This is a genomic window from Parasedimentitalea denitrificans (assembly GCF_011813015.1).
GTDB classification, from domain to species: Bacteria; Pseudomonadota; Alphaproteobacteria; order Rhodobacterales; family Rhodobacteraceae; genus Parasedimentitalea; species Parasedimentitalea denitrificans.
Map to the genome: position 1 here is coordinate 166,280 of NZ_QHLQ01000008.1, position 14,968 is coordinate 181,247.

The 14,968-nt window shown below is 55.9% G+C and carries 15 protein-coding genes; 8 read left to right on the plus strand and 7 right to left on the minus strand.

Going from position 1 to position 14,968, the window contains the following annotated elements; all coding sequences use genetic code 11:
• Positions 1 to 37 precede the first annotated feature (37 nt).
• The gene (locus DL239_RS10390) at positions 38 to 949 is read left to right on the plus strand and encodes a DMT family transporter (RefSeq protein WP_167683970.1); all 912 of its coding nucleotides are present in this window, start codon (positions 38 to 40) and stop codon (positions 947 to 949) included.
• Here DL239_RS10390 and DL239_RS10395 read toward each other — a convergent pair.
• Together DL239_RS10395 and DL239_RS10400 are read right to left on the minus strand one after the other, a co-directional pair.
• Positions 942 to 1,568, minus strand: a complete 627-nt coding sequence (locus tag DL239_RS10395) for a LysE family translocator (protein ID WP_167683972.1) — start codon at positions 1,566 to 1,568, stop codon at positions 942 to 944. The genes DL239_RS10390 and DL239_RS10395 overlap by 8 nt on opposite strands.
• 81 nt (positions 1,569 to 1,649) lie before the next feature.
• Positions 1,650 to 2,462, minus strand: coding sequence for an ABC transporter permease (locus DL239_RS10400; RefSeq protein WP_167683974.1), 813 nt, complete (start codon positions 2,460 to 2,462; stop codon positions 1,650 to 1,652).
• Positions 2,463 to 2,621: 159 nt separating this feature from the next.
• Between DL239_RS10400 and DL239_RS10405 the strand changes: the two genes are divergently transcribed.
• A complete protein-coding gene (locus DL239_RS10405) occupies positions 2,622 to 3,206 on the plus strand; it encodes a GcrA family cell cycle regulator (RefSeq protein WP_167683976.1) in 585 nt (194 codons plus the stop codon).
• Between the two features lie 157 nt (positions 3,207 to 3,363).
• Positions 3,364 to 4,329 (plus strand): agmatinase, encoded by a 966-nt coding sequence (gene speB, locus DL239_RS10410; protein ID WP_167683978.1) that lies wholly within the window; start codon positions 3,364 to 3,366, stop codon positions 4,327 to 4,329.
• A gap of 11 nt (positions 4,330 to 4,340) precedes the next feature.
• On the opposite strand, the gene DL239_RS10415 is transcribed toward speB, so the two are convergent.
• Positions 4,341 to 4,859 carry a YHS domain-containing (seleno)protein gene (locus tag DL239_RS10415; protein ID WP_167683979.1) on the minus strand — a complete coding sequence of 173 codons (519 nt, stop codon included), beginning with the start codon at positions 4,857 to 4,859 and terminating at the stop codon, positions 4,341 to 4,343.
• Between the two features lie 270 nt (positions 4,860 to 5,129).
• On the opposite strand from DL239_RS10415, the gene yghU reads away from it, so the two are divergent.
• Entirely contained in the window at positions 5,130 to 6,005 is an 876-nt protein-coding gene (gene yghU / locus DL239_RS10420; RefSeq protein WP_167683981.1) for a glutathione-dependent disulfide-bond oxidoreductase, read from the plus strand.
• Between the two features lie 79 nt (positions 6,006 to 6,084).
• Here the strand turns inward: yghU and DL239_RS10425 are convergent, their stop codons facing one another.
• Both DL239_RS10425 and DL239_RS10430 read right to left on the minus strand, forming a co-directional pair.
• Positions 6,085 to 6,876, minus strand: coding sequence for an SseB family protein (locus tag DL239_RS10425; protein WP_167683983.1), 792 nt, complete (start codon positions 6,874 to 6,876; stop codon positions 6,085 to 6,087).
• Positions 6,873 to 7,466: a uracil-DNA glycosylase family protein gene (locus DL239_RS10430; protein ID WP_167683985.1), complete on the minus strand. Its 594-nt coding sequence runs from the start codon at positions 7,464 to 7,466 to the stop codon at positions 6,873 to 6,875. The genes DL239_RS10425 and DL239_RS10430 overlap by 4 nt, the downstream gene beginning before the upstream one ends.
• A gap of 296 nt (positions 7,467 to 7,762) precedes the next feature.
• On the opposite strand from DL239_RS10430, the gene DL239_RS10435 reads away from it, so the two are divergent.
• The 4 genes from DL239_RS10435 to DL239_RS10450 are packed head-to-tail and all read left to right on the plus strand — an operon-like array spanning position 7,763 to position 12,455.
• Entirely contained in the window at positions 7,763 to 8,422 is a 660-nt protein-coding gene (locus tag DL239_RS10435; RefSeq protein ID WP_167683987.1) for an ABC transporter ATP-binding protein, read from the plus strand.
• Positions 8,400 to 10,097, plus strand: a complete 1,698-nt coding sequence (locus DL239_RS10440; RefSeq protein ID WP_167683989.1) for a KpsE/RkpR family capsule polysaccharide export protein — start codon at positions 8,400 to 8,402, stop codon at positions 10,095 to 10,097. Before DL239_RS10435 ends, DL239_RS10440 begins: the two co-directional genes overlap by 23 nt.
• A gap of 4 nt (positions 10,098 to 10,101) precedes the next feature.
• Entirely contained in the window at positions 10,102 to 10,935 is an 834-nt protein-coding gene (gene kdsA / locus DL239_RS10445; RefSeq protein WP_167683991.1) for a 3-deoxy-8-phosphooctulonate synthase, read from the plus strand.
• A gap of 23 nt (positions 10,936 to 10,958) precedes the next feature.
• A complete protein-coding gene (locus tag DL239_RS10450) occupies positions 10,959 to 12,455 on the plus strand; it encodes a phosphomannomutase/phosphoglucomutase (protein ID WP_167683992.1) in 1,497 nt (498 codons plus the stop codon).
• 115 nt (positions 12,456 to 12,570) lie between these two features.
• On the opposite strand, the gene DL239_RS10455 is transcribed toward DL239_RS10450, so the two are convergent.
• The gene (locus tag DL239_RS10455) at positions 12,571 to 14,508 is read right to left on the minus strand and encodes an AsmA family protein (RefSeq protein ID WP_167683993.1); all 1,938 of its coding nucleotides are present in this window, start codon (positions 14,506 to 14,508) and stop codon (positions 12,571 to 12,573) included.
• A gap of 96 nt (positions 14,509 to 14,604) precedes the next feature.
• Positions 14,605 to 14,968, minus strand: a 364-nt coding sequence (locus DL239_RS10460) for an ATP-binding protein (protein WP_240931832.1), incomplete at its 5' end; no start/stop codon positions are given.

A 14,968-nucleotide genomic window follows, 5' to 3' on the forward strand; every position in this document is an offset into this window, starting at 1 on the left:
ACTTGCAATGTGGCACCGGTTGGCGCACCGGTGGCGGATGAACAGACCTATCCAACATAACCCGCCTTTGGCGGCTATTTTTGTCCTGGTGGCAACCACATTCATTGCAGGCACAACGCTGGTGGCCAAGGCGCTGGGAACGGATGCCTTGGGCGCGCCTTTGCATCCACTGCAAGTCAGCCATGGGCGGTTTCTGTTTGCCTTTATCGCTATTTCCTCGGTCGCTGCGATCCTGCACCCCAAGCTAACCAGCCCCAACTGGGGCCTTCATATCGGGCGCACAACGTTTGGTTGGGCAGGGGTATCCCTGATGTTTGCCGCAGTAGCCTTTATCCCGCTGGCCGACGCAACGGCGATTACGTTTCTGAACCCGGTGTTCGCCATGATGCTGGCCATTCCGCTGCTTGGGGAAAAGGTTGGCCCCTGGCGTTGGGGCGCTGCGGTGATTGCCTTAATCGGTGCCATGATATTGCTGCGCCCTACCCCCGATAGCTTTCAGCCTGCGGCCTTGCTGGCTTTGGCGGCGGCGATGATCATGGGGATGGAGCTGATCTTCATCAAGAAACTGGCCGGTCGTGAATCGCCACTGCAGGTGCTGCTGATTAACAATACGCTAGGTGTGCTGATTGCCTCGATCGCGGTGATCCCGGTGTGGCAGATGCCCAGCCCCGAACAATGGGCCGCTTTAGCGGCTCTTGGCGTGCTGATGGCCTGTGCGCAGGCTTGTTTTGTCAACGGAATGGCGCGGGCGGATGCGTCGTTTGTGGCGCCGTTCAGCTATGCCACGCTGATCTTTGCCACACTGTACGACTTCCTTGGGTTTGGCGCGATGCCAGATGCAGTGACCATTCTGGGTGCTGGCATCATTCTGACCGGTGCAGCGGTATTGGCCTGGCGCGAGGGACGGCTGAAGAAAATTAATCCCCCAGTCGCCGAAACAATTAGCTGACCCGCGAGGCGTTGGCGGTGAAGACGCCGGCGGCGAACATGCATGAGGCGCCAGTTCTGTTTACCGCCTTCTGAGCCCGCGGCTTACGCAACTTTGCCCGTAATCCAGCGGCAAAGAACAACCACATCAACCCATTGAGCGCAGCAACCACCACAAAGGTTGCCGTAAGAATGCTGAATTGCTCAAACACCGGCAGCGATGTGTTCACGAATTGCGGCACAAAGGCCATGTAAAACACCGGCCCCTTGGGGTTCAACGCGCTGACCAGAAACGATTGGGCAAAGATCGACCACAAGGATTTTCCCGCAATCGGACCTGCGTCTTCGACCTCATCGACAGGCGCAGTCCACAATCGGTATGCCATCCAGATCAGATAAGCTGCCCCTGCCGCCTTGAGGATGGAAAACAAGGTAACCGAGGTGGCAAGGATAGCGCCCGCCCCCATCAAGGTGGCGGACATCGCAACCAATGCGCCCAGCGCTGTGCCTGTTACCGTCCCCCAGCCTGTGCGCCGTCCGCTGCGGAGGGCATAGTTCACGGTCAGGATAATATTCGGCCCCGGAATCACGACTACAATCGCGCTGGCCAGAACAAAGGCAATCCAAGTTTCAAAAGTCATTGGTACTTCCATCTTCTAAGTCTCGCCGACAGTTGCACGCTCCACAGAGGCTGTAAATGAGTGTTCCCGAACGGTCCTAACTCAGGCCTTCAACCGATACCCTGTGCGCAGCATGGCCCAGCCCACCAGGCAGACAACAAATGTAGCACCGCTACAAACCACCAGCCCAACCCAAGGAGAGCTGTCCGACGTACCAATCATGCCGAATCGCACACCGTCGATCAGGTAGAAAACCGGGTTCAGGTAGGACAATGTCTTGAGAACGGGCGGCAAAGCCGAGACGGAATAGAATGTTCCGGATAAAAACGCCAAGGGCGTGACAATAAAGTTGGTGATCGCTGCCATCTGGTCGAACTTTTCTGCAAATACTCCGGCGACAATGCCCAAGGCCCCCAAAAAGCAGGCGCCGAGGATCACGAACAGTAGTGCTACCAGCGGATAGGTTGGCCAGATACCCAGCAAAAGACCCAACCCCAGCGCGATGCCCAGCGCCACAAACAGCCCTCTGGCAACGCCACCTGCAAGATAACCCAACAGAATTTCCAGCCCGGACAGCGGCGGCATCAGCGTGTCGACGATATTTCCCTGCACCTTGGTGATCACAATCGACGAGGATGTATTGGCAAAAGCGTTCTGGATCACTGTCATCATCATGATACCCGGAGCGAGGAATGTCATGAAGGGCACGCCCATGACATCGCCGCGCCCTGGTCCAATAGCGATAGTAAAGATCAACAAAAACAGCGCCGAAGTCACCAACGGGGCCAACAAAGTTTGCGTCCAGACAACCAGAAACCGCTTCACCTCACGCCCTGCCATTGTGCGCATACCCAGCCAGTTTACTCGCCCAAAGCGGCGCTCGCCCAAGCCGATGCGATACTCGGTGTCTGACATGGTTGTCTCCATTTACTGTGTCGCGTCTGCATAACCGCTGCACAGGCAGGTGCAAGATGGCTTGTAACTCGCGCCACAGTGATTAAAATGGGGAAGGATACGGATTACTATGGCGGCCGCAGGTTTCTTGGGGCCGCTTTTAGCTTGGAAAGGCAAGATATGTCCTGGACAGACGAGCGCGTTGATTTGCTCAAGAAAATGTGGGGCGAGGGTCAGTCGGCCAGCCAGATCGCCAAAGAATTGGGCGGTGTCACCCGTAACGCGGTGATCGGCAAGGTACACCGGTTGGGCCTGTCCAACCGCAATTCGACTGGTGCAGCCAAAACAGCTGAGCCCAAGGAGAAGCCCGCCGCCGCGGCCAAACCGGCCCCCAAGCCCAAACCGCAGCCCAAGACCGAGCCTGCGCGCCCGATCACGCCTGCGCCTGCAAAGTCGGCAGATGGCAAGCCAAACCTGCCTGCGCGCAAGCAGATCATTCCAGCAGGCCAGCCACTGCCACCGCAGCCATCGGCCAACGAAATCAGCCCCGAGGCATTAGCCAAGGTCAACGAGGTCGAGAAAAAGGCTAAGCGCCTGTCCTTGATGGACCTGACCGAGCGTACCTGCAAATGGCCAGTTGGCGACCCAGCCACCGAAGATTTCTGGTTCTGTGGCCTATCTGTGCAGCAGGGCAAGCCCTACTGTGAGGCCCACGTCGGCGTGGCCTTCCAGCCGATGAGCGCACGGCGCGACCGGAAACGGTAGTTTTCACCAAACATCAAAGTTTCCAAACGGCGCCTGTTGGGCGCCGTTTTTTATTGCCCGCTTACAAGTTGTGGTGCTCACTGTCACAAGCACTGCGTGCCCTTGCCCGTTGGACAGCACAAAAAGCAGTGTCTGGCAGCCAAAAGGACTTTGCAAAATGAGTGATCCATTTTTTCACCCGGTTTCTGGATTTGATCTCCCCCGCTTTGCTGGCGTACCAACGTTCATGCGATTACCCCATGTGCCGCTTGATGATGCACGGCTACAGGATGTGCAGATTGGCTTGATTGGCACCCCTTGGGATGGCGGGACAACCAACCGGCCCGGCCCTCGACATGGTCCTCGGCAACTGCGTGACATGTCGACGATGATACGCGCCCAGAATGGCGCTACGCATATCCGTCCGTTTGAACTGGCTAACTGCGCTGATCTAGGCGATGTGGCTCCCAATCCAGCGGGGCTGGAAGACAGCATGACACGGATCACTGCATTCTATGATCAGGTCACAGAGGCAGGTATTCTGCCTTTGACCGCTGGTGGAGACCACCTTTGTTCGTTACCCATACTACGTGCACTTGCAAGGGCTACCCCGCTGGGAATGATCCATTTCGACAGTCACACAGACCTGTTCCACAGCTACTTTGGCGGCACGATGTATACCCATGGAACCCCGTTTCGGCGCGCCGTAGAAGAAGAGTTACTGGACCCCAAGCGTGTCGTACAGATCGGGATACGCGGCACGACCTACGACAGTGAAGATCGTGATTTTGCAAAAAGTGTTGGAATTCGGATTATCCCGATCGAAGAATTCCATGTGCGTGGCGTCGAGGATGTGATGGCTGAGGCAAAAGAGATCGTCGGCAGCAGCAAAACCTATGTCTCCTACGACATCGACTTTGTCGATCCAGCCTATGCCCCCGGCACCGGCACCCCCGAAGTTGGTGGCCCCAACTCATATCAAGCAATCCAGGTAGCCCGGATGCTTGACGGAGTGCACATTGTTGGCGCTGACTTAGTTGAAGTATCACCGCCGTTTGATACTGGCGGCGCGACGGCTTTTCTAGGCGCTTCGATCATGTTCGAAATGCTATGCAACATGGCGCAAAACCTAACCTCAGACTAAGTTCACCCCTTTTAGCCCTTATCAGGTGCCGTTGACGTGAAGTTCGGGATTTTGTTGCCCGAGGCATCATTACCCTCGATCCCCGGCCAGTTGCCGTTCGCCAGATTGATGTTGCCGGGAATGTCTTCCTCCCAGAACCCGGTCACAACTGTGGTAATGTTCAGGTACAGCTTGTCATCAACGATGCGCCATAGGTTGGGGTTACCGGGCACCTTGCCGCCCTTGGATACCCCATAGGCGCAGTGGCCATCATACTGCGGCGCATAAAGCTCGGGGCTTTCCAGAAACTTGGCCCGGTTTTCCTTGGTCGAGAACGCAAAGGTGGCGTCGTTGTATTCAGCGGTGATGCTGGCCCGTCCGGCCACGCCAGCAGTTTGTTGAGTGCCGATCGCATTTGACGCCAGATCGCGGTACGCTACAACATCATAGCCAGATACGGCAAAGCCGGTTTCATCGATGTATTGCTCGCCGGCAAATGCAGGCAAACCAAGAGTCATTGCTGTGGCGGCAGCTAAGAAAAAACGTGTCATTCAATCATCCTCTCGCAGATGTTACTTCTCATACCCACCGACAATCGCGTCGGGTTGTCGATCACAATATGCACTATGGCGTTGATGCGAAGGGGGGCTCACGCCTCTGTGTTCATCCACGAGGCAACGTGATCCAAACCCCTTAAATGTTTCAATTTGCCTTTCGGCCATTGGATTTTTTAGAATGCAGCTTAAGTCTGGCTGCGATGCATGTCACAGCACGAATGATCGAGCTGAACCAAACAAGACAAATAGGACAAGGCCCAACAGATGAGTGATACTTCTTATACGCCAGCGAAGATCTGGACCTGGAATCAGGAAAACGGCGGCAAATTTGCCTCGATCAACCGACCTATTGCTGGCGCTACCCATGACAAGGATCTGCCAGTCGGCAAGCACCCGATGCAGTTGTATTCGCTGGCGACCCCTAATGGGGTCAAGGTCACCGTGATGCTCGAAGAGCTGCTGGCCTTGGGCCACACAGGGGCGGAATATGACGCATGGCTGATCAACATTGGCGAAGGCGACCAGTTTGGTTCCGGCTTTGTTAACGTGAACCCAAACTCCAAGATCCCGGCACTGATGGATTACAGCGACGATGAACCGCAGCGGGTGTTTGAATCTGGCTCGATCATGGTTCACTTGGCTGAAAAGTTTAGCGAATTCCTGCCCAAGGACGGCGCTGAGCGCACCGAAGTCATGAGCTGGCTGTTCTGGCAGATGGGCAGCGCACCTTATCTGGGTGGGGGCTTTGGCCACTTCTACGCCTATGCGCCGGAGAAATTGGAATACCCGATTGACCGTTTCTCGATGGAGGCAAAGCGTCAACTGGATGTTCTGGACCGACAGCTGGCCGATAACCTGTTTATCGCAGGCGACAACTACAGCATCGCCGATATGGCGATCTGGGCTTGGTATGGCCAACTGGTTCTGGGCCGCCTGTATGACGCGGCTGAGTATCTGGATGTGGCAAGCTACCCCCACGTGATGCGCTGGGCCAAGGCCATCGATGCGCGTCCTGCGGTCAGCAAGGGTCGCATGGTCAACCGAGCCTTTGGCGAGCTGCACACACAGTTGCGCGAACGTCATGATGCGTCGGACTTTGAGTTCCGCACTCAGGACAAGCTGGAAACAGCAGCAGAATAATACCTAGCCCGGCGGACACGCCGGGCCGCGCCTGACCTTCCTCAAGGTCAGGCGCGGCCCTATGAATTCTCCAGTAAACTTACTTCAGCTTCGGTGGATTCTCTGGATCGCTACCCGGGATCTTGGGCTGATACACCTTGGGCTCTTCCGGTTTTGGCAGATCAAACCGCAACCCAACCTTATCCAGCTTCTCTGTCATTGCATCAGCGCTGGAAAAGAACCCTACATCCATTGCCCCTGCTTCGATCCCAGAAAAGGTCAGCGCCTCACCTGCGGCCTTAGCCAGTGCGGATTGGGCCGCATCTGAGGTGTCGATAAAGCCCAGCAGATGCCCCTGCCCACCGCCGGTATACTGAACACTAACCAGATAGGCCGAAGTCGCCAACCCAGCAGCAGTTGCCAGCTTGCTGTCCAGCGCGGTCAACAGAACCTCGGGAAGGCCCACCGGCGCAGAGACTTCGACAATCGCAGCTTCAACCTGATCAGGCGTATGCTCCAACGTTTGGTGCAACCAACTGACGGCTTCGGCAGGGATCATGATTGACGACGGAGCCACCTCTAGGTTCACGCCTAGGCCTATCCCCTGCCCAGCCAGCATCTGTGCAACCACGCGCCCCGACAACGCCACATATGGAACGGGACGCTCAGCAAACTGTGCCAGACGCTCTTCGCGGTCAAACAGCAGAACAAAAGATCCATCAGCCAGATCAAACATCTCGGGCGAGATATTACCGTCCTCGGCTTCTTTGGTCAGCATCATGAACAATTCTGAATCGGCCAGACGTTCATAAAACCGCAGCCTTGCACCGTCATCGTCAGGCGCGGCGGTCATCGCTGCATGGGCGCGGTCCAGCGCAGTGGTCTCTGTCATTTCAACACCTCTTTCACCCTGGCGCGCAGGTCTGGCAACAGCTCTGCCTCAAACCAAGGGTTTTTCTTCAACCACCCGGTATTGCGCCAAGACGGATGTGGCAAGGGAAACAACTGCGGCGCATGATCTCGCCAGCCCTGCACCAACTCTTTAACTGGCTTTTTTGTTCCCATGTGAAACCGCTGGGCATGCGCCCCAACCAAGACTGTAATTTCGATGTTCGGCAATTGCGCCATCACACGCTGATGCCAGGTTCGATGGCACAGCACGGGTGGTGGCAGGTCTGCGCCCTTGGCGTTGTATCCGGGAAAGCAGAAACCCATCGGAACAATTGCAATCTGGTCCTTGTCATAAAACGCAGAAGCATCAAGCCCCAGCCAATCGCGCAGCCGATCCCCCGACGCATCCGTAAAGGGCCGACCACTTTCGTGAACCCGCGCCCCCGGTGCCTGACCGGCAATCAAGATACGGGCAGAGGGTCGAAACCAAACCACCGGGCGCGGGGTATGCGCGGTTGCCGTGGCTGCAAATCGGTCACTACACAATCTACAGGCGCTGATCTCAGCCTTTAAGGCACAACTGCTAACCACTTTTCGCCCTCGCCTCACGGTGACTGTTTCGAATCCGGAAACAGTCACCCCCCCATTTCGCCAATCTCCGTGTTAGTGACAGAGAAGTTTCAGCGCCTTTTCCACAAAAACGGCCGCGATATTAGTTAATAGACCATTGATAAACTATACTACAATTCGACATAATATGGCCAAATTGGCCGCGTAAGCCGTTAACACTCCTCTGTTATGGAAGGGGTTAGGTGCTACGTCACCGTCAATATCATCCGTGAGAAGAGCCCTGAAACAGGGGCCGCGCGGGCAGTACCGGAAAGACGATGATCGAGTTTCAGAATGTCAGCAAGTCCTTTTGGACCGGAAGTCAGCACAAGGTGATCCTGGATAAGGTCTCCTTTCGTGTTGATCTTGGCAATTCACTTGGGGTTCTGGCCCCTAATGGCACTGGCAAGACAACTCTGATCAACATGATGGCTGGCCTGGAAAAACCCGACGACGGCGAAATCGTACGATCCAGCAAGGTTTCCTTTCCGCTTGGCTTTATGGGCGGGGTGGTCAATCGACTGTCTGCACTGGAAAATTCACGATTTATTGCCAAGCTTTATGGGCTGGATCCAGACTACGTCGAGGCCTATTGCCGGTGGCTGTGTGGGTTGGGAGAGTACTTTGACCAACCTGTGGGGACCTATTCGTCGGGTATGCGCGCGCGCTTCAGCTTCTCGTTGATGCTCGCACTGGATTTCGATATCTATCTTGTCGACGAAGGTATGCCGGGCACAACAGATGTTGAATTCAATAAAAAAGCAGGCGCAATCCTGGAAGAACGTCTGCAAACCACCACCATCATCATCGTCTCGCATCAGGCAAAGACGTTAGAGAAATTTGCCCGATCGGCCGCCGTTCTGCTGAACGGACACCTACACATGTTTGAAACCTTGGAAGAAGCGAAACAGCTCTATGACTATGAAACCCAAGGCTAAAAAGTTTCGCATTCGCCGCAATCCGGGAAACCCCGGCAGCGGACAGACTGCTCCAACATCCGGTGAACCGGCCGGTGGTTCTGCAGATTCCGCCGCGACACGACCAGCACGGGCCAGATCTGTGCCCGGCCCAAAAGCAGAGGCCGCTGCTGCTTCGGCACAGATGCAGGCCGGTACTGAGCTCCAATCATCGCTAAGTGGTCAGGTCAGTTCAGCCCGGGAAACTGGGGTTAGCACCGATATTGACGCCATTCGCCAAGAGGGGCTGACAGGCCGACAGTTACGCATGGCACGTCGCGTAGCCCAAAAGCATAACTTGCCTGCAACCTCAGATTTTGACGCGGTTCGACTGCTGCGGGCAAAAGGCATCGATCCGTTCAAACGGTCAAACATGCTGGAACTCGTGGTTCCGCAAAACAAGGCTCATGCCGCTGGCAGCCCCGAGGCTCCGGGCGCGGTACAACTACCGCAGACCATTCCGGCAGCCAAAACGAACCTTCCTTCAACTGAACTAAGTCCGGCTGAGCGACGTGAACGCGATATCCGCACCATCCAGCGCGAGATCAGCAACCGCCGCCGTCGCAAACTGTTACTCTTGATGGGTCGGTTGGCGTTCTTCGTCATGCTACCGACATTTCTGGCGGGCTATTATTTCTACAAAGTCGCTACGCCAATGTATGCGGCCAAATCCGAATTCCTAATCCTGAAAGCCGACAACGCAGGCGGCGCTGGATTGGGCGGATTGCTGAGCGGCACCCAGTTTGCCACCAGCCAGGATTCGATCGCAGTCCAAAGCTTTCTGCAGTCAAAAGAAGCCATGATCCGACTGGATGCCGATATAGGCTTCAAATCTCACTTCACGCAGGAATGGATCGACCCCATTCAGCGCCTGAACGAGAATCCCACCAATGAAGAGGCCTACAAAACCTATAGCCGCAACGTGACCATTGGTTACGACCCCACCGAGGGGGTCATCCGGATGGAAGTCTCTGCAGCCGATCCTGAGGTATCAGCCCAGTTTGCGCAAAGCTTGATCAACTACGCCGAAGAAATGGTGAACGATCTTTCCAGTAACAAGCGCGACAATCAGATGCGGGATGCGCAACGTGCGATGGAAAGTGCCGAGGAAAAGCGTCGAGCGGCGCAGCAGTCACTAGTGCAACTGCAACAGCAAGGGTCTGTCTTGGATCCCGAAGGCGTGATCCTGTCATTGCGCTCGCAAATCAGTACGTTTGAATTGCAAGTGCAAGAGAAAGAACTGGAACTCGCCGCTCTGCTGGACAACACCCGTCCCAACAAGGCCAAAGTTGCCGGCACCCGCGCCGATATTGAGCGGCTTCTGGCTGTTATCGACCGACTGAACCAACGCATGATTGACGCCTCTGCCGGTGAAAACTCCCTGGCGAGCCTTAGTGTTCAGATCCAGATGGCGCAGGCTGATTTGGCGACACGTGATCTGATGCTGCAATCCGCCCTGCAGCAAGTTGAACAAACCCGAATGGAGGCCAACCGTCAGGTTCGGTACCTGACGACTGCGGTACAGCCAGTGCCAAGCCAGGAAGCGTCTTATCCACGCAAGTTTGAAAATACAATTTTGGCTTTCCTGATTTTTTCCGGTATCTATCTGATGTTCTCACTCACAGCGTCCATCCTTCGCGAACAGGTCTCATCGTAAGCTTATGAAAAACATTCAAATCGCCGACCTCAATATCGGAAACGACCGTCCACTGACCCTGATTGCTGGTCCGTGCCAACTGGAAAGCGCCGATCACGCGCAGATGATCGCAGGCAAGATGAAAGAGGCTTGCGATGCCGCTGGGGCGCAATATGTGTTTAAGGCCTCTTATGACAAGGCCAACCGCACCTCGATCAGTGGTGTACGTGGGCCAGGAATGGACGAAGGTCTTGCCATGCTCGACAGCGTCAAGAAGGCCATCGGCGTGCCGGTTCTGACGGATGTTCATACCACTGACCAATGTGCCCCTACGGCTGCGGTCTGCGATATCCTGCAGATCCCTGCGCTTCTATGCCGCCAGACTGACCTATTGCTGGCAGCCGCTGAAACCGGCGCGGCAATCAACGTCAAAAAGGGTCAGTTCCTGGCCCCTTGGGACATGGCCAACATCGTCACCAAAATCGAGAGCACAGGCAACCAGCGTATCTTGCTGACCGAGCGTGGCACCTCGTTTGGCTATAACACTCTGGTCACTGACATGCGGTCACTACCTCAGATGGCCTCTACCGGATATCCTGTTGTGATGGATGCAACCCACGCCGTTCAGCAACCTGCAGGTCTGGGTGGTTCAACCGGTGGTCAACGCGAGTTCGCCCCGGTGATGGCCCGCGCCGCCGCCGCCATTGGTGTTGGTGCCATTTTCATCGAGACTCACGAGGACCCTGATCGCTCGCCATCAGATGGTCCAAATATGATCTACCTCGACCAGATGCCGCAGTTGATCGAAACCTTGATGGCGTTTGATGCCTTGGCCAAAGCCAACCCTATGACTTTTTAATTCACCGTAAAAGAGTTTTTCAAATGACCAAACCAACTGCTCCGGTATCTCCAAATACCTGGAATTTCCTACGCGACCCAATGATCGTGCCTACCGGCTTTCGTGAATATGACGCCCGTTGGAAATACCCGGACGAGATAAACCTGCCAGGCATCACGGCGGTGGGGCTTGGTTTGGCAACACAAATGCATGCCCGCGGGATTGATCCGGTCATTGCAGTGGCTAACGACTACCGGGATTACTCTCTCAGCATCAAAAACGCCCTGATTTTAGGACTCATTCAGGGCGGTGTTCAGGTCAAGGATATCGGCCCAGCCGTCTCCCCAATGGCCTATTTCGCCCAATTCCACCTGGATGTTCCTGCTGTCGCAATGGTCACTGCCAGCCACAATCCCAACGGCTGGACCGGGGTCAAGATGGGCTTTGAACGCCCCCTCACCCACGGCCCCGATGAAATGAACGAATTGCGCGAAATTGTGCTGGAGGGCGAAGCCATTGCTCGTCCCGGCGGCGGCTATGAATTTGTCGATGGTGTTAAAGAGGCCTACATGGACGATCTGGTCGGCGACTTCAAAATGTCCCGCCCGCTCAAAGTCGTCTGCGCAACCGGCAACGGCACAGCAGCAGCCTTCGGCCCCGAACTGTTCGAACGGATCGGCGTCGAGGTCGTGCCCAGCCATAACCGGCTGGACTATACCTTCCCACACTACAACCCCAACCCCGAAGCGATGGAAATGCTGCACGACATGGCCGACAGCGTTCGCGCTTCTGGTGCTGATTTTGCACTGGGTTTTGACGGTGACGGCGACCGATGCGGTGTTGTGGATGACGAAGGCGAAGAAATCTTTGCTGACAAAGTGGGCGTCATCATGGCCCGCGACCTATCCAAATTGCACCCCAATGCCACCTTTGTCGCGGATGTGAAATCCACTGGGTTGTTTGCCTCCGACCCCGAACTGCAAAAGAACGGTGTCACTGCTGACTATTGGAAAACCGGCCACAGCCACATGAAGCGTCGCGTCAAAGAGATCAGTGCACTGGCTGGGTTCGAAAAATCTGGTCACTACTTTCTGGCCGAACCCATCGGTCGCGGCTACGACTGTGGCATGCGGGTCGCGGTTGAGATCTGCAAACTGATGGATCGCAACCCGGATATGAAGATGTCCGACCTTCGCAAGGCACTGCCCAAGACTTGGGCCACACCCACAATGTCGCCCTATTGCGCCGATACTGAGAAATACGACGTGCTGGAACGTCTGGTCGCAAAACTGGTGGCCAAGCACGAAGCAGGTGAAAGCTTTGCCGGGCGTACCATCAAAGAGGTTGTTACAGTCAACGGCGCCCGCGTGATCCTCGACAATGGTTCATGGGGCTTGGTACGCGCCTCCTCAAACACCCCCAATCTGGTGGTGGTCTGCGAAAGCTCTGACAGCGATGCCGAAATGCGCGCGATCTTCGCCGATATAGACGCGGTCATCCGCACCGAGCCTCAGGTCGGCGACTACGACCAAAGCATTTAACAAAAAAAGGCGCGCCAGTTATCCTCGGCGCGCCTTATCTAAAAGCGCTAGATCCCCCGCTTCATCTGGCTAAAAATATCCCGGGGTCTGGGGCAGAGCCCCAGCCTTCCCCAAATCAGTTCCCCTGCAACAATTGCAACAGGCTGTCCTTGGCGCGCTGCTCCAACCCATCCTTTATCGCTTCTTCCAGATCCTGCTCTGGTGCAATCTCGACATTCAGCTCTTCGCTTAGCTTCTGGCGCAGCTGATCCGTGGCCTGATCCTCAATCCCGTCAATCTCAGCCTCCAGCACCTCGCTCAGGTCCGGCCGGATCTTGGGATCTGCCCAAGGGCCAGTTATCCGCAGCGGTAGCGACAATCCCCGGCCACCATTGGCCGCCGTCGCGGTTGGCGTGAACAGATAATCCAGATCTTGCGCGCCCAAGCCAATCCGGCCAGCCCCATCCGCACGCACGCCTTTTAGTGAAATCAGCAAATCCTGGTTGTTCAGATTGCCATCCTTCAACGTGTAACTGGCGCTCAGATTGTCAAACACTGTGCTACCACCATTGCCACTGCCAGACCGCATCAGCCCCTCTAGGTCAAACCCGGTAAAAAACCCCTTGCCGATCTCCAGCCAGCCCTTACCACTCAGCGACCTCATAATGGCGTCCTGCGTGTTGCCAATGCCCAGAAACTGCAGCTCCCCCAATGCCTCGCCGTTCAGCCGGTCATAGCCCGCCAACTGCCCCAGTGCTTGCTCCAAACGAATACCCGAGTAGGTCAGCTTACCACCAACAGACAACCCATTGCGGTTGTTGGCCACCACCTGCCCCTGCACCGAACCGCCAAAAACCGAGGCCGGAAGGAATTTCAGAACCGCACGTGCATTGTCAATCGACAGGTTCAACTTGCTGGCACCCAGTTTGACACTGCCGGTATTCAAACTGGCGACAGTCAGCTCGACTGAACCTTCGACCAAAGCCAGAGCAGAGGCGTCAATGAGGTCTGCAGACCAGCCAGCAGTTTCCGAACTGGCAGCCCCAGCCGAGCCACCAGTTGCAGCCACCCCTGTTAGGTCCAAGTCCTGTGCCTGTAGTTTGGCGGTGACATATGGCACCTCTCCCAGAGTCAGATCCACCGCGCCTTTCAGCACATTGCCGCCCAGATCCAGATTCAAATCTCGCAACGTCAGACGTCCATCTGGGGTGTAGGTCAGGTCACTGCCCACCGTCAGGCTTTGCCCCATCCCTTGCGGCAGGGAAACATCACCCAGCCCCGCGGCACTCAGCACCCGTACAGTATCGTCACTCTTGACCGTCAACCGTCCTGCTGCCTCGCCGCTGACGCCGACCCGACCATCAAACCTCGCAATATCGTCCCCCATGGTCACCGTCGCCCCAACCGAGGCCACTTGCCCGTCAAGGAACTCCGCAAAGGTGCCGATCTCGCCGATGATTTTCACCGCCCCCTCGGACGACTTCAGCGTCATCACCAGATCAACAGTGCCGTTGGGCTCAGGCCATTTCAGCGCCAGATCGATATTCTGCACCTCGACAACAGCTTCACCATGCGCAGCATAACTGACACTGGCACCGCTGAGCATCAGCGTTTCGATATTCAGCGTCGAGCCAGCGCCCCCGGCTGCACTGTCCACCTCCGCACTCCCCGAAGGGCTCGCATCGCTAACCGCAGGCAGCTGCCAATTACCCTGCCCGGTGGCATTGGTGCTCAGGTTCAGATGCGGAGCCTTGGCACGGATGGTTTTGATTTTAACATCACCGTTCAGCAAATCCGGGCCCGAAATGCCAATCGACAGGGTCTCGGCCGTCAACATCGGCTGATCGCCCGCCCAATCGGCATTTGACAGGCTGACCCCATGCGCCTTGACGCCCATCACCGGCCAGACCGACAGCGCCACCTCGCCGCTTACCGCCAGCTTGCGCCCGGTCTGCGCCTCTAACTGGTCCGAGACCAGTTCAGCCAGTTTATCCCCCGGCAGCAACAACAGCCCGCCAATGACCACCACTATGGTGATCACCAAGGCGACAAATATCCGAAACAACAACCGCATGGTCAAATCCCTGTCTGTTTGGACTTAGATTAACGTGCTGGGGAATGGGTGCAATCAGGACCAAGCAATATTGGGAAAGGATTTACCATTTGCGGCCTATAGAGGCTGGCAAGCGACCCCAAACAAAACCTTAAAATGGAAACGTGAGCCCACTCCGGATTTGCTTTTAACATCAATTTCCCCACCCATCATTTCAACCAGCTTCTTGCAGATCGAAAGCCCAAGGCCGAAACCTCCGAATGTTCTGGACGTTGATTGATCTGCAGGAGTGGAACTATTGAATGTCACTGTTTTAAGACCCTCTGCCATTCCAAGGCCGGTGTCGGACACACAAAAATTGACAGCAATGGTTTGGTCATCAGAAGGGCTTTGTTGCACAAATAGGGTTGAGGTCGGACCTCCCCTGACACCGGACGGATTTAGCCTATCGCCTCTGTCTTGGGGATGCCAAGTGCAGTAA

What these genes read in the sequence shown, in the direction of transcription:
- DL239_RS10390 (WP_167683970.1), top strand. Translation starts at nt 38, where the DNA reads ATGAACAGACCTATCCAACATAACCCGCCTTTGGCGGCTATTTTTGTC.
- DL239_RS10395 (WP_167683972.1), bottom strand. Translation starts at nt 1,568, where the DNA reads ATGACTTTTGAAACTTGGATTGCCTTTGTTCTGGCCAGCGCGATTGTA.
- DL239_RS10400 (WP_167683974.1), bottom strand. Translation starts at nt 2,462, where the DNA reads ATGTCAGACACCGAGTATCGCATCGGCTTGGGCGAGCGCCGCTTTGGG.
- DL239_RS10405 (WP_167683976.1), top strand. Translation starts at nt 2,622, where the DNA reads ATGTCCTGGACAGACGAGCGCGTTGATTTGCTCAAGAAAATGTGGGGC.
- speB (WP_167683978.1), top strand. Translation starts at nt 3,364, where the DNA reads ATGAGTGATCCATTTTTTCACCCGGTTTCTGGATTTGATCTCCCCCGC.
- DL239_RS10415 (WP_167683979.1), bottom strand. Translation starts at nt 4,859, where the DNA reads ATGACACGTTTTTTCTTAGCTGCCGCCACAGCAATGACTCTTGGTTTG.
- yghU (WP_167683981.1), top strand. Translation starts at nt 5,130, where the DNA reads ATGAGTGATACTTCTTATACGCCAGCGAAGATCTGGACCTGGAATCAG.
- DL239_RS10425 (WP_167683983.1), bottom strand. Translation starts at nt 6,876, where the DNA reads ATGACAGAGACCACTGCGCTGGACCGCGCCCATGCAGCGATGACCGCC.
- DL239_RS10435 (WP_167683987.1), top strand. Translation starts at nt 7,763, where the DNA reads ATGATCGAGTTTCAGAATGTCAGCAAGTCCTTTTGGACCGGAAGTCAG.
- DL239_RS10440 (WP_167683989.1), top strand. Translation starts at nt 8,400, where the DNA reads ATGACTATGAAACCCAAGGCTAAAAAGTTTCGCATTCGCCGCAATCCG.
- kdsA (WP_167683991.1), top strand. Translation starts at nt 10,102, where the DNA reads ATGAAAAACATTCAAATCGCCGACCTCAATATCGGAAACGACCGTCCA.
- DL239_RS10450 (WP_167683992.1), top strand. Translation starts at nt 10,959, where the DNA reads ATGACCAAACCAACTGCTCCGGTATCTCCAAATACCTGGAATTTCCTA.
- DL239_RS10455 (WP_167683993.1), bottom strand. Translation starts at nt 14,508, where the DNA reads ATGCGGTTGTTGTTTCGGATATTTGTCGCCTTGGTGATCACCATAGTG.